The sequence below is a fragment of the Methanofollis sp. genome (assembly GCF_028702905.1).
Taxonomy (GTDB): Archaea; Halobacteriota; Methanomicrobia; order Methanomicrobiales; family Methanofollaceae; genus Methanofollis.
Genome location: NZ_JAQVNX010000058.1, coordinates 1 through 13,161 on the forward strand (window position 1 = coordinate 1; position 13,161 = coordinate 13,161).

At 58.2% G+C, this 13,161-nt stretch carries 13 protein-coding genes; 12 read left to right on the forward strand and 1 reads right to left on the reverse strand.

Translation table 11 applies throughout. The features are described from left to right. Positions 1-539: 539 nt before the first annotated feature. Entirely contained in the window at positions 540-941 is a 402-nt protein-coding gene (locus PHP59_RS08000) for a hypothetical protein (protein WP_300165795.1), read from the reverse strand. Positions 942-1,322: 381 nt separating this feature from the next. On the opposite strand from PHP59_RS08000, the gene PHP59_RS08005 reads away from it, so the two are divergent. The 12 genes from PHP59_RS08005 (at position 1,323) to PHP59_RS08060 (ending at position 13,018) form a co-directional block, all read left to right on the forward strand. After that, entirely contained in the window at positions 1,323-1,919 is a 597-nt protein-coding gene (locus tag PHP59_RS08005; protein WP_300165797.1) for a DUF2085 domain-containing protein, read from the forward strand. A gap of 340 nt (positions 1,920-2,259) precedes the next feature. Continuing rightward, positions 2,260-3,744 carry an argininosuccinate lyase gene (gene argH, locus PHP59_RS08010; protein WP_300165799.1) on the forward strand — a complete coding sequence of 495 codons (1,485 nt, stop codon included), beginning with the start codon at positions 2,260-2,262 and terminating at the stop codon, positions 3,742-3,744. Continuing rightward, positions 3,737-4,978 carry a Glu-tRNA(Gln) amidotransferase subunit GatD gene (gene gatD, locus PHP59_RS08015; RefSeq protein ID WP_300165801.1) on the forward strand — a complete coding sequence of 414 codons (1,242 nt, stop codon included), beginning with the start codon at positions 3,737-3,739 and terminating at the stop codon, positions 4,976-4,978. Before argH ends, gatD begins: the two co-directional genes overlap by 8 nt. Beyond that, a complete protein-coding gene (gene gatE, locus PHP59_RS08020) occupies positions 4,968-6,797 on the forward strand; it encodes a Glu-tRNA(Gln) amidotransferase subunit GatE (RefSeq protein WP_300165803.1) in 1,830 nt (609 codons plus the stop codon). The genes gatD and gatE overlap by 11 nt, the downstream gene beginning before the upstream one ends. Positions 6,798-6,845: 48 nt before the next feature. Next, entirely contained in the window at positions 6,846-7,148 is a 303-nt protein-coding gene (locus tag PHP59_RS08025; RefSeq protein WP_300165805.1) for a DUF5350 family protein, read from the forward strand. 54 nt (positions 7,149-7,202) lie between these two features. Beyond that, positions 7,203-7,559 (forward strand): hypothetical protein, encoded by a 357-nt coding sequence (locus PHP59_RS08030; protein WP_300165807.1) that lies wholly within the window; start codon positions 7,203-7,205, stop codon positions 7,557-7,559. Then, positions 7,546-8,073: a nitroreductase family protein gene (locus PHP59_RS08035; protein ID WP_300165810.1), complete on the forward strand. Its 528-nt coding sequence runs from the start codon at positions 7,546-7,548 to the stop codon at positions 8,071-8,073. The genes PHP59_RS08030 and PHP59_RS08035 overlap by 14 nt, the downstream gene beginning before the upstream one ends. A 4-nt stretch (positions 8,074-8,077) precedes the next feature. Beyond that, positions 8,078-8,416, forward strand: coding sequence for a DUF555 domain-containing protein (locus PHP59_RS08040; protein ID WP_300165812.1), 339 nt, complete (start codon positions 8,078-8,080; stop codon positions 8,414-8,416). After that, positions 8,413-9,300 (forward strand): carbohydrate kinase family protein, encoded by an 888-nt coding sequence (locus PHP59_RS08045; protein WP_300165814.1) that lies wholly within the window; start codon positions 8,413-8,415, stop codon positions 9,298-9,300. Before PHP59_RS08040 ends, PHP59_RS08045 begins: the two co-directional genes overlap by 4 nt. Positions 9,301-9,302: 2 nt before the next feature. Beyond that, the gene (locus PHP59_RS08050) at positions 9,303-9,959 is read left to right on the forward strand and encodes a diphthine--ammonia ligase (protein ID WP_300165816.1); all 657 of its coding nucleotides are present in this window, start codon (positions 9,303-9,305) and stop codon (positions 9,957-9,959) included. After that, positions 9,956-11,704 (forward strand): DUF2070 family protein, encoded by a 1,749-nt coding sequence (locus PHP59_RS08055; protein ID WP_300165818.1) that lies wholly within the window; start codon positions 9,956-9,958, stop codon positions 11,702-11,704. The genes PHP59_RS08050 and PHP59_RS08055 overlap by 4 nt, the downstream gene beginning before the upstream one ends. A gap of 318 nt (positions 11,705-12,022) precedes the next feature. Continuing rightward, entirely contained in the window at positions 12,023-13,018 is a 996-nt protein-coding gene (locus PHP59_RS08060; RefSeq protein WP_300165820.1) for a hypothetical protein, read from the forward strand. The last annotated feature ends 143 nt before the right edge of the window (positions 13,019-13,161 follow it).

The window sequence follows — 13,161 nt, forward strand, 5'->3', positions numbered from 1 at the left end:
TCGAGGACACCCTCATCGCCGCGGTGCGTGCCGAGCGCGAGGGGGCGCTCGCCATCGTCTGCGCCCCTATCGCATCGTCCACCATCGAGCACCTCGTCCGCATCCCGGTGACGACGATCATCCCGAAGGACAGCGTCCAGCGCGCCATCGAGACGGCGGCGCGGAAGGCGTGGATGTGAGAGGTTATCGCGGTAGTCTTGATATGATGCTTTAGCGAGGCCCAGAGTATCGATGGGCTTCGCTCAGAATCAAGATTCAGAAATGTCAAAGATCCCACTGTCAAGAAAAAGTTCTAAATTTTCTGTGCACGAAAAAATGCCTTGTATTTTTCCCCATTAATTGCCCCTAAACTCAATCAAGTCTAACGAAATGTTTTTAATTCATCTATCCACTCTTCATTTGTTGGTAAACCAGAGTTGTGGGATGAAATCTTTTGATAATTAATCAAAATAGTTCTTGGAATAAAAAATCGCATCGGTCTAATATATGGTTTAAAAAAGATCCGTGCTCATGTAAAACTAAAAGATTTTGAAAGGGACTTATTCAGAACCAGTAAGCATGAGTTTTGAAACCCACCCCTTTCCTCCATCATACGAGATCTTATAATAGACCCTTCCTTCATACGTCGCAGTATCGATAATTTTTACTCTTACATTCCCCGCTGCGGGAATCTTATCGACAACATGCGTTCTCTCTGGAGAGTCACAAATGTATATGTCATGCTTTTTCCAGTAATCAGCATTTTCTGGATCAATTTTACAGAGGTTTACTGTAATGTAGTCATTATCATCGTTGATTGCTTCTTGATTTGTTAGTTCAGGACTACTTGTTGGCTCTGTAATACCAGTGGTAGCACAACAACAACCTGCTGTGAGTATAGCAACGAGTAAGACCCCCGTCAATGTCATTAGTAATAGTGTTTTCGTAGTAAGCACTTTCATTACTCCAGGGATAATATCCCCTTTTAAAATAGTATTGTATATTGCACATTTATATTGATTTTGATCCTTTATTCAATCCTTTTTCTTGAATTTGTTGATTAATAATTACTTAATGAGGGAGGTTTGTTTGGCTGCCCCATTAAATTAGCCAAAGTGATATCACATATCTGACACCGTTAATCTGGCAAATTAATATGGCAATATTTGAAAAGGGAATTTCCAAGAATCGGTCTGGTTTTTAGGAGAAAATAGGTTTTATGAACCATGATGAGGAAACTGAAATTCTCAGCGATAGATCCAATTTTGAGATAATATAGTGGGATACTTTTTTGAATACGTTCGGATGGTTAGATTTTTACTCAGTTAAATTGTATTATTATTATGAAACTCAGTTCTGTTCTATCTTTCAGAAATATAATATCTGCATTTTTTTTAATTTTTCTGACATTCTTAGTTCTGCAGTTCATCGCTCCCATTCTCATTGGTGCCAATACTTTTCAAAATGAGATGATTTTTATTCAATCAAATGGTCTTGGGATTAAAAGTATTCCTGCCAGTATTGCGTCCAATATCTACACAATTGGGGGAGTCTTTTGTCACCAAAAACCAAGCAGATCGTTTAAAATATGGGGGAATTATCTTCCTCTCTGTGCACGTTGCTTGGGTATTTTAATCGGGATGACAGTAATATTCGGTTACTCATTAGTGGTTCAGTCTCATGGTAAATTTTTTGAGGCATTGAATATATTTTTACCTCGTTCTTTCAGAAAACTGCAATATTCGTGGATCTTAATCTCTTTAATTGGTATTGGATTAATACTACCGATGGTTTTTGATGGCTTTGTACAGTTGCTTACGGTTTATGAGAGCACAAATATCAAACGGGTCATCACAGGTTTACTCTTCGGAGCAGCAGAAGGTGGATTCGTCGTGGGTATGGTATCACACCTTTGCTTTAGCATGAAAATGCGATTATAATAGGGGGTGGAATGGCAATCTCCCCTCTCAGGATCTCCGTCCTATCTTCCTCCGTCCGATCCTTATTTGGGGATCAGGGGGCTTGCCCCCGCTCTGGGTTTTCGGGGAAGGCGTTGGATCGATAGCGGGTAACGGGGGACTACACCACCGTCTGTCTCATGCTCGCTCTGCTCGCACAGCGAAAATCAGAGATATTCTTGAACTCGCTGACGCTCGTTCAGCGAAGACCTAACGATCTTCTTGACCTCACTTCGTTCGGCCCTCTAAAATCATAGATTTTCTCGACGCCCTTCGGTCGTCCCCACAGATTCATTTCATCTAAAACCCCACCCTCCCTACAATGCAACGCGATCTGGTGCGGCGGGGCCGACTCAGTGACGACCGCCCGGAAGAGGTGATGCACTTCCTCTCCTCCATGACGGCCGATCACTGGATCGCCGATATGGACGTGCTGGTGGACATGGCCCACCTTCTGATGCTCAGGAAACAGGGTATCATCGACAGGGAGGCGGCACATGCGCTGATGGGCGCCCTCCTCGGCTTTTACCGGGACGGCATCCCGGCCGAGGCCTATGACGAACGGTTCGAGGACATCCACGCGGGCAAAGAGGCGATGCTCATCGCCCGCGTCGGCGAAGAATTCGGCGGCCGCCTGCACATGGCCAGGTCGCGGAACGACGAAGTGGCGACCTGCATCAGGATGCGCCTGCGCCGGGAACTCGTCGCCCTGATGGAGGAGACCTGCACTCTCCGTGGAGTCCTGCTGGAGACGGCGGGCGCGCACCTCTCCACCATCATGCCGGGCTTCACCCACCTCCAGCATGCCCAGCCGACGACCCTTGCCCACCACCTCCTCGCCTACGAGCAGGCGCTCTCCCGCGACTTCGCCCGTTTCGCCGACGCATATGTGCGGCTGAACGAGTGCCCCCTCGGTGCGGCCGCCTTCGCCTCGACGGGGTTCCCGATCGACAGGGAGTACACGGCAAGCCTCCTCGGTTTCGACCGCCCCATGGGCAACTCCATGGACGCCGTCTCGGCACGGGACTTCGCCCTCGAAGCCCTTTCCGCCTGTGCGGCCATGACCGCGACGACAAGCCGCCTCTGCGAGGAGATGGTCATCTGGAGCACCGCCTTCGTCAGGTTCGTCACCCTCGCCGACGGCTACTCCTCGACGAGTTCGATCATGCCCCAGAAGAAGAACCCGGACACCGCTGAGATCATGCGTGCCAGGACCGGGACGGTGGCGGGGGCGCTCGTCTCGGCCCTCACCATCACGAAGGGCCTGCCGATGAGTTACAACCGCGACCTCCAGGAACTCACCCCCCACCTCTGGCGGGGCGTCGAGGCGGCCGAGGAGTGTCTTGTCGTGCTCGCCGGCCTGATCAGGACGGCCACCTTCAACACCGAGAGGATGGCCGAGGAAGCGGGGAAGGGCTTCTCGACCGCGACCGAACTCGCCGACGTGATGGTGCGGGAGTTCGGCCTCCCCTTCAGGACGGCGCACTCCATCGTCGGCAGGGCCGTGAAGATGGGCGCCCTCGACCTCCCCACCCTGGAGGCGGCGGCAGAGGAGGTTGCAGGCCTCTCCCTCAGGGAGCGCGGCCTCACCGGGATGAGGATCGCGGCGGCCCTCGACCCGGCTGTCTCCGTCGCCGAACGCGGGGCCATCGGCGGCCCGGCGCCGGCGGAGACCGGGCGGGCCTGCACCGAGAGGAAGGAAAAACTTGCGGCCGACATGGCCCTCGTCTCTTCCCGCAGGGAGGCCGAGAATACGGCCGTCACCCGGCTGATTGCAGAAGCAGAGAGGATGGCAGAGCATGAGTGAGACATTCGCGACCGGCGACCTCGTCGCCGCGTCCTGCCGGGGCCACCCGGTGGAAGGGACCTATATCACGGACCGCGACGGCATGGCGGTCCTCAAGATGAAGAGCGGCTACAACATCGGCGTGGACAGGGCGGGCTGCACCCTCGTGAAGGCGGCCGGGGCACCGGCGACACCGGCGGCGCCCGTCGTCACGCAGGACGACTCCCTCCCCGCACTTGCGATCATCTCCACAGGCGGGACGATCGCCTCCAGGATCGACTACCGGACAGGCGCGGTGACCAGCCAGTTCACCGCGGACGACATCCTCCGTGCGATCCCCGGCCTCTCCTCCCTGGCCCGGTACCGCTCGGAGGTGCTCGCCACCATCCTCTCCGAGAACATGACCCCCCGCATCTGGCAGGACCTGGCGCGGGCAATCCACGCGGCGGTCAAGGACGGCGCCGAGGGCGTCATCGTCACACACGGCACGGACACGATGGCCTACTCGGCCTCCGCCGTCTCTTACATGCTCGACACCCCGGTGCCGGTGGTCTTTGTCGGTTCCCAGCGCTCTGCCGACCGCCCGAGCAGCGACAACATCATGAACGGCCTCTGCGCCGCGGCGGCCGCACGGAGCGACCTCGGCGAGGTGGCGGTGGCGATGCACGCCACCACCAACGACGACGCCTGCGCGATCCACAGGGCGACGCGGGTGCGGAAGATGCACACCTCCCGGAGGGACGCCTTCCAGAGCCTGGACATGGCCCCGCTCGGGAGCGTGGCCTACCCGTCCCTCGCCGTCACCCTCTCCGACGAGGCGGTGCGGCGGCGGGAGACCGAACCCGTGCTGAGGGACAGCCTCGAAGAGCGCTGCGGCCTTCTCTACTTCTATCCGGGCATGGCCCCCGAGATGATCCGGGCGTACGAGGGCTACAAGGGCCTCGTCATCGCCGGCACCGGCCTCGGCCATGTCTCCACCCCCTGCATCGGGGCCTTGAAAGACCTCGTCGACGCCGGCACGACCGTCGTCATGACCTCTCAGTGCCTCAACGGCCGGGTCTGCGACCGGGTCTATGACACGGGCCGCGACCTCCTCGCCGCGGGCGTGATCGAGGGCGAGGACATGCTCCCCGAGGCCGCCCTCACCAAGATGATGTGGGTGCTCGGGAACGAAAAAGACCAGGAAAAGGCAGGGAAGATGATGACAACCAACCTGAAAGGCGAGATCAGGAGGAGGTCAGACTATGGATTTTAAAGCCCTCGGCCTCAAGGCCGGCATCGAGATCCACCAGCAACTCGACACCGCGGAGAAACTCTTCTGCCACTGCCCGACGACTCTCCAGAAGACCGAGGAGCACACAGGCGAACTCTTCCGGTACCTCCACGCCACCGTCTCCGAGATGGGCGAGATCGACCGCGCGGCGGCCGAGGAGATGATGGACAGGCGGCAGTTCCACTACCTCACCTACCCGACCACCTGCCTCGTGGAGAACGACGAGGAACCGCCCGCGCCGATGAACAGGGAGGCCCTCGGCATCGCCCTCCAGGTGGCGAAGACCTTCGCCATGCACCCTGTCGAGCAGGTGCACACCATGCGCAAACTCGTCATCGACGGCTCGAACACGAGCGGCTTCCAGAGGACGGCCCTCGTCGCCGTGGGCGGCGTCCTGCCGAACGGCGGCGAAGTCGAGACGATCTGCCTGGAGGAGGAGGCGGCCCAGCGCGTCGAAGGGGACACCTTCTCCCTCGACCGCCTCGGCATCCCCCTCGTCGAGATCACCACCTCCCCCTGCATGTACACCCCCGAGGACGTGCAGACGACGGCCGAGTACATCGGCATGGTCCTCCGCTCCACCGGCATGGTGAAGAGGGGCCTTGGCACCATCAGGCAGGACATCAATGTCTCGATCAGGGACGGGGCGCGGGTCGAGATCAAGGGCGTGCAGGAACTCGACCTCATCGCCGAGGTCGTCCGCCGCGAGGCGCAGAGACAGACGAACCTGCTCGCGATCCGCGACGAACTCCGCGCCCGCCAGGCCTCGGTCGGCGAGGAGACCTATGACGTCACCCCCCTCTTTGCCGGGACACAGTCCTCGATCCTGAAGAAGGCGAAGATGATCAGGGCGTTCGTCCTCCCCGGCTTCGCGGGCCTGGTCGGCCGGGAGATCCAGCCCGGCAGGAGGCTCGGTTCCGAGATCTCGGACTACGTGAAGAAGTGCGGTCTCGGCGGCCTCTTCCACACCGACGAACTCCCGGCCTACGGCGTGACCGCGGAGGAGGTGGCCCGCCTGCGCGAGCACCTCGGCGCCGCCGACGAGGATGCGGTCATCCTGGTCTCGGGCTCGAAGGAGAAGACCGCATGCGGCGTGAAGCAGGCGCAGCACCGCGCCCGCCTCGCCTTCGAGGGCATCCCCGAGGAGACGAGGAAGATGCTCGAAGAAGGGAGCACGGCGTACATGCGGCCCCTGCCCGGCGCCGCACGGATGTACCCGGAGACCGACGTCTTCCCTGTGGCGATCACCGACGCCCTCTGGGAGGAGGTCAGGGTGCCCGAACTCCTCTCCGATCTGGCACGGCGCTTCGAGAGCGACCTCGGCCTCGACCCGGCCGTCGCCCATCAGGTCGCCTACGCGGAAAGCCTGCCCCTCTTCAGGGCGGCGATCGACGCCGGCATCAGGCCGAACCTGGCCGCACGGACGATCCTGGCCACCCTCAAGGAACTGGCGCGTGACGGCATCGCCGTCGAAAAGATCACGGACGACGACGTGCTCGCTGTCCTCCTCGCCGTGGAGAGGGAAGGGGTCGCCAAGGAGGCGATCCCCGAGATCTTCACCGAGATCGCAGCCGGAACAGCCACGGCACAGGCTATCGAGAGCCACGCCGGCGGCATCTCCGACGCAGAACTCACCGCGATCGCCAGGAAGATCGTCGCGGAGAGAATGGAATTCGTCAGGGAGAAGGGCATGCGTGCCCTCGGCCCGTTGATGGGACTTGTCATGGACGAGGCCCGCGGCAAAGTCGACGGAAAGAAGGTGAGTGAGGTGCTCAGGTCCGAGATTTCGCGGGTGATCTGAGCAACATCTTTAAACCACCGGCTGAGTAAATATATAGGGAGTTCGATTATGGGAAAAACAGGAACCACCACCTGGGCACAGGTGAAGAATGTCGCAGGCAAGATCCGCCTGGTCAGAGCACAAGAGGCGACTTTCAAGAAGCCGGGACCGAACCAGCGCTTTAAGGCGGCAGCAGCACTCAGAAAGATCGTCGCTCAGGCAGAACGCCAGCAGGGACGCGGCCGGGGAGGCCCGCGTCGCGGCGGCAGGGGCGGTGCCCGTGGACAGCCGAAAGTTGCCGACCCCAAGATCCGCAGGCGCATGGCGCGTGCAAAGGTCTCGGCACTGGGCGTGAAGCAGAAGTCGAGATAATCAGCGGGATCACCTCCCGAATCATCTTTTATATCTCCGGCATCCATTCATTGTATGGATCCAAAGACTGCTGTTTTGAACTATCAGTACGGCGAAAGAGCGAAATCAGAACTGATTCTCGCTTCAAAACTTATTGCCGGCCTGACCGGATTTTCCGAGATTGAGAAGGCAGGTGGAAAGAAGATGGTGCTCCTCATGCTCGAGGGGATCAGGTCGGAGATCGAGTTCGCCCGCGAGAGCACACACCACGCATCTTTCCAGAAGGCTGTCAAGGCCCTGAATGCAACGATATCCATGGTCGAGGGCGGGAACCTCGACGAGGCGATACCGAAAGTCGCAGAGGCAGTCTCTGCCACCACAACCGTTGCTCAGGAGTCCTGGGAGGCGCTCGCCGCACATGGACTCCTCTGAATTCCTCGCATTCCTTGAGTCCCGCCAGTCGGTGAGGGAGTACGGGGACGAACCCGTCACCGAAGAGGAGATATCCTCAATCCTGAAGGCCGCGTCAGCGGCGCCGAGCGCCGGGAACAGGGAGGCATGGGACGTCATCGTCGTCAGGTCCGAGGACCAGCGCGAAGCCCTTGCCGAAGCGGCATTCGGCCAGGAGCATATCGAAAAAGCGCCGGTCATTTTTGTGATCTGCGCCAACTATGTCAGATCGATGTCCCGCTACGGGGAGCGGGGCATTCTTTATGCTCTTGAGGACGCAACCATTGCCTGTACATTCATGATGCTCGCGGCGCACGCCCTCCGCCTTCAGTCCTGCTGGACCGGGGCGTTTGATGACGATGCGGTGCGGGAAGTGCTGAACATGCCGGCCCATATCCGCCCCATCTCGCTCCTTGCGGTCGGGAAGGGTGCAGTCCCTGCCGCACGGACAGAAAGGATGCCGGTCGGCGAGCACGTGCACACAGAGACCTGGTAATATCATGACCGATTATTGCGTTACACTTGAATCTGCATGGGTCGTCAAGGACGTCAAGTCCCTTGACGACGCCATCGGCATAGCGATCAGCGAGGCAGGGAAGCGTCTCAACCCCTCGGCAAAGTTTGTCGAGGTCGAAGCAGGATCGATCCAGTGCCCGTTCTGCGAAGAAGACCTGAACTGCGCGCTTGTCGTGGCCAACACGGCCCTTGTGGGCCTTACCCTTGAAATGAAGGTCTTCAACGCCGAGTCCACCGAACACGCAACACGGATTGCGAAGTCGGTCATCGGCAGGGCACTGGGTACGGTGCCGCTCAAAGTGACGGATGTGCAGGAGTCATGATCAGCGTCGTCGGCCATACAGCAATCGACCACATCTGCAGGGTACCCCGTTTTCCCGAGAAACACACCTCCACCTACACCCTTGACCACCATATCTTCTTTGGCGGCGGGGCGGCAAACATCGCGGCAGGCATCGCCACTCTCGGCGAGCGGTGCACCCTGGTGAGCGCGGTCGGGTCTGATTTTCCGGGAAGCGCGTACGAGAGGCGGATGGAAGAACTCGGTATTGAACGCCGGTTCTTCTTTGTCCCTGACCGGCCGACGGCGACAGCCTTCATGTTCAACGACCTTGCCGGCGACCAGATCACCTACTTCGATTGGGGGGCTTCGGCGGTCTTTGCGGAGGCCGATGCCCCGGTACTTGAGTTCGTGCATATGGCGACGGCCGACCCGTCTTTCAATGTCAGGGTCGCGGAGAAGAGCGAGTTTGCGTCCTTCGACCCGGGTCAGGACATCCTGAAGTACTCGCGGGAGCAGTTCGAGACAATCCTCGACAATATCAACATCCTCTTTGCGAACAGGCACGAGGCGGCGACGATGGCCGAGGTGCTCGGGACAAGCGTCTCCGACCTGGCACAGAGGGTGGAGATCGCCGTCATCACGATGGACGCCGAGGGGTGCATGCTCTGCGTCCGCGGCGAAAAGCAGATGGTCCCCGCGATCCGGGTGAAGATGGCCGACCCCACAGGGGCCGGCGACGCCTTCAGGGCTGGTTTCCTCTCCGCGTACCAGCGGGGGTACGCACCCCTCCGCTGCTGCACGATCGGGACGACGGCAGCGTCGTTCGTCGTCGAGCAGGTCGGGTGCCAGACCAATCTCCCGACCTGGGAGAGGATGGCCGGGCGGCACGCGCAGTATTTCGGACCCATCGAAAAGGAGGCATAACATTGGCATGGGCAGCGCTGACATCAGGGGGAAAGGACTCGGTCCTTGCGGTCCAGAAGGCGATCGACGCCGGCCTTGAGGTGACGACTCTGGTGACTGTCAGGCCGGCGAACCCTCACTCGTACATGTTCCACTCGGCAAACCTCGACGCCGTCCGCGTGATGGCAGAGGTGGCGGGCATGGAGTACTACGAGATTGCATCGGCCGGAAAAAAAGAGGAAGAGACTCTTGAAATGGAAGAGGGTCTTGCAAACCTCGATATCGAGGGCCTGATCACCGGCGCGGTCGCCTCGACGTACCAGCGTTCCCGCCTGGAGGCGATCGCGGGGCGCCTTGGTGTCCGTCTCTATGCTCCCCTCTGGCACATGGACTATGCCGCTCTCCTCCGCGAGGTGGCGGCACGCCTCGACGCCATCATCGTGGTCTGCGCCGCCGAAGGGCTCACCGAGGAGTTCCTCGGCACGCACATCGACGGAGCGACGGTGGACCGCCTCCTCGCCCTTGAAGAACGTTACCGTATCAATCCCGCGGGGGAGGGAGGTGAATACGAGACCCTCACCCTCAATGCACCGTTCTTCTCCCGCCCGCTCACCTACGCCTCGGGCGAACGGAGGTCGGAGGCAGGGCGGCACGAACTGATCCTCAAGGGATTTGCATGAACGACACAGATACGGGCAGCGACGTGAGGATGGCCGGGCTCTCCCGGTACATCTTCACTGCCCCGTCATGGCCCAGGTCCCTCGGGATCATCATTATCCTCGGTCTCCTCATCGATGCGGCCAGTTTCAGGGCCGGCTGGGTCCACCCCTTCTTCGGAACCCTTGCATTCACCCTCCCGGCGGTCCTGGCGACTCTCCTCACCAGGCCCCTGATCCGGAGCAGGGGAAAGATGATCACCTGGAACCGTTCCGCCCTGCTTGCCGCGGCAGGGACGGTCTTTGCGATCATCATCACGGTGCTGCCGGTCGTCGTCGGATACGCCGACCTGCTCCCCCTCTCCTTCGCGATAGCGATGGGCTTTGTCTTCGCGATCAGGCTGCTTGTCATGGCGGCGATTGCCGACTACCGCCTGTCCCGCGTCTTTCTCCCGGCGCTGCCGCAGAGCGCTCTCGGCATCATCTTTGCGAGCATTCCCTTCGGGCCGGGCTACCTGGTCCTCGGTGTGGTCCTCCACCTGGTCTTCGGGTTCGGGTGCCTGCTCTTCGTCTGGTTTGTCGAGAGGCCGCTGAACAAGGCCTTCCATATCAGCGCGTTCAACTTCATCAACACCTTCATCGAGCACATGACCGATGGTTCGAAGAGCATGGAGGACTTTTTCAAGGAGATCGGGGAGGAGGTCTCTGTCCCGCAGGCGACTCTCGCCTTCAGGCGGGAGGGGAAGAAGGAGATCCTCTTCACGGTCCCGAATGTCCATCCCGGCCCGATGGGCGAGATCGGCGGCAGCATGCTGACCCGGTCGATCCACGACGCCTTCGAGGAGGAGGTGCTCACGGCCCACGGGTGTTCGACCCATGACTTCAACCTGGTCTCCGAGTCCGAGGCGGAGAAGATCATCTCGGCGATGCGTCAGTCCCTCGACGGGGCCAGGTATGCGTCCTTCGCCGGGCGGTCGTATCGTACGGGCAGCGGTTCCGTGGAGGTTCTCTGCCAGCCCCTCGGCGACGCTCTCCTGATGGTCTCGACGCGCTGGCCGCAGAAGACCGAGGACCTGGACTTTGCGATCGGGATGACGGTGATGGCCGAGGCCCACTGCCACTTCGCGCACTGCGCCTTTGTTGATGCCCACAACTGCATGGCAGAGGTGGCGTCCCCTGTCCATCTCGGGTCGGCGGTCGGAAACGATTACCTCGCCGCGGCCGGGAAGGGGATCACGGAGGCGGCGGGCAGGGCCGTCCACTCCTTCAGGGCAGGTGTGGGGCGGGTCGTCCTTCCGTTCACGCGCGAGCAGGGGATCGGCGACATCGGCGTCCAGGCCCTGGTCGTCGAGTGTGCCGGGCAGAAGACGGCATATATCCTCTTCGACGGGAACAATACGGTCGAGGCCCTCCGCCCGGCGGTCTTCGAGGCGGTGCGGGGTCTTGTGGACGAGTGCGAGGTGATGACCTCGGACTCGCACAGCGTGAACACGATCAGCGGCAAGAACCCGGTCGGCCTCCGTGTCCCGCCGGAGACGCTCGCGCCCTATGCGGCCGAGGCGGTGCGGGCGGCGGTCGACGACCTGGCGGAGGCGAAGGTGGCGGCGGCCACGGGGTGGTGCCAGGACGTGCTGGTCTTCGGGTCGAACCGTATCTCGGAACTTGCGAGCACGGTGAACGCGATGCTCATCTTCATACCGCCCCTCTCCCTTGCGGTGCTGCTGGTGGCGTTTTTGCTGTCGGTGCTCGCGTATGTGGTGATCGGGTAGAGATCTCTACTCTTTCTTTTTTGGCAGGATATTCATCCATGCTGGGTCGAACCGACTCCCATTGCTTGAATATCTTGAAAAATCTGCATAAAGATTAAGAAAAACAGCAGCATTGGGAATCTTCGACGGAGATATGGAGATCACTGATAGGATTACTGCACAGCATTGCGTACCGCTGATCAAAAGCGATATCGAAGATAATTTAGGATAGGATATCGAACTCCACCACAATCAGGTATAATAGAAGAATGTAAATTTCGTGAGAGGTTTGAAAAATCATTATTTTAGAAATAGAGGGTATGGATCATGAGAGCGTACATGGAGATTCCATTCCGCTGGTTGGATGAAAACAATGTTTCTATCGATCGTAATAATGTCGATCATCTCAATTGTTCAGAGTCCGCTCTCTTGTGGGCAGCACTGACCGTCGGCGCACCATCCCCTGTGGCCTTTACCCAGAATATATTGGACACACCAGCGTTTGCCCTCCAAAAATGGTTTGCCATCCTTTCTGTCGTGGATTTCCAGAATAATGAAATTAAACTGAGAGATAGTTATCATACCCTCGATCCGAGTGAAAAAGGAGTTCTTTCGTACTGGACGGGAATGACATTTGCAAAACTAGCAGCGGATCAGGTTCTTCGTGCCCCTTGGATGGCTCATGCCCGTTTGATGAAGGTGAGCGGGGCATTGCAGGTTACTCCCTCCAATACGAAATCTCTGCCTGATCTTGTTGGTTATGGAGACGATCCAGTCCTCGGCGAGGGATGGCATGTTATTGAAGCAAAGGGCCTCCAGAGAACTGCATGGAGTAGTCTGAGACAACAATACAAGAATCAGATTGGCGTTGTTGAAAGTGTACATGGAGAAACAAAGATCACAAAGAACTATTGTATAACGTATCTGCGCTCTTCATTTTCTGTTGACCTCCATGATCCCGAGGATGTAGCCAAAGAATCGATAAAAATTGATGTAACGCCGCGGGGTATCCAGAAATTTTATTATAAGCCATTCTATGAATTCTTTAAAGACTCTGCTAAAGATTCTGATACATCGAAAACCAAGAAATTTCTCTATAAAAAAATTCTCTGCGACCCCTCCTGTAAAAAATGTTGTTGCATCGGTATCGCAAAGGATGTATTCGAGCAGGTGAGAGAGTGGGAACTCGGAGAAGATACGAAGAGTGATAATAGAACAAATCTCCTCAAAAACATCGACGTCTCCAAGATGAAAAATGACGAATTCTTCCGTGAAGGAGATATTTATATCGGCTCTGATGGAATTTTCGTTAAGATTATGGTGAACGACTCCTGACGCTCATCCAACACTTCACCAGCACCCCCGAAAAATAATGATGGTGTCCTTCAACACCACTTCTCGTTTTTCCCTTCTTATCTCATGACCATCTGGCGCATCAGGGCCATGATGCCCGGCCTCTCCCCCTTCTTCGGTCTGCC

Excerpts from the sequence above, each read along its gene's own strand:
- PHP59_RS08000 (WP_300165795.1), bottom strand. The coding sequence starts at position 941 with ATGAAAGTGCTTACTACGAAAACACTATTACTAATGACATTGACGGGG.
- PHP59_RS08005 (WP_300165797.1), top strand. The coding sequence starts at position 1,323 with ATGAAACTCAGTTCTGTTCTATCTTTCAGAAATATAATATCTGCATTT.
- argH (WP_300165799.1), top strand. The coding sequence starts at position 2,260 with ATGCAACGCGATCTGGTGCGGCGGGGCCGACTCAGTGACGACCGCCCG.
- gatD (WP_300165801.1), top strand. The coding sequence starts at position 3,737 with ATGAGTGAGACATTCGCGACCGGCGACCTCGTCGCCGCGTCCTGCCGG.
- gatE (WP_300165803.1), top strand. The coding sequence starts at position 4,968 with ATGGATTTTAAAGCCCTCGGCCTCAAGGCCGGCATCGAGATCCACCAG.
- PHP59_RS08025 (WP_300165805.1), top strand. The coding sequence starts at position 6,846 with ATGGGAAAAACAGGAACCACCACCTGGGCACAGGTGAAGAATGTCGCA.
- PHP59_RS08030 (WP_300165807.1), top strand. The coding sequence starts at position 7,203 with ATGGATCCAAAGACTGCTGTTTTGAACTATCAGTACGGCGAAAGAGCG.
- PHP59_RS08035 (WP_300165810.1), top strand. The coding sequence starts at position 7,546 with ATGGACTCCTCTGAATTCCTCGCATTCCTTGAGTCCCGCCAGTCGGTG.
- PHP59_RS08040 (WP_300165812.1), top strand. The coding sequence starts at position 8,078 with ATGACCGATTATTGCGTTACACTTGAATCTGCATGGGTCGTCAAGGAC.
- PHP59_RS08045 (WP_300165814.1), top strand. The coding sequence starts at position 8,413 with ATGATCAGCGTCGTCGGCCATACAGCAATCGACCACATCTGCAGGGTA.
- PHP59_RS08055 (WP_300165818.1), top strand. The coding sequence starts at position 9,956 with ATGAACGACACAGATACGGGCAGCGACGTGAGGATGGCCGGGCTCTCC.
- PHP59_RS08060 (WP_300165820.1), top strand. The coding sequence starts at position 12,023 with ATGGAGATTCCATTCCGCTGGTTGGATGAAAACAATGTTTCTATCGAT.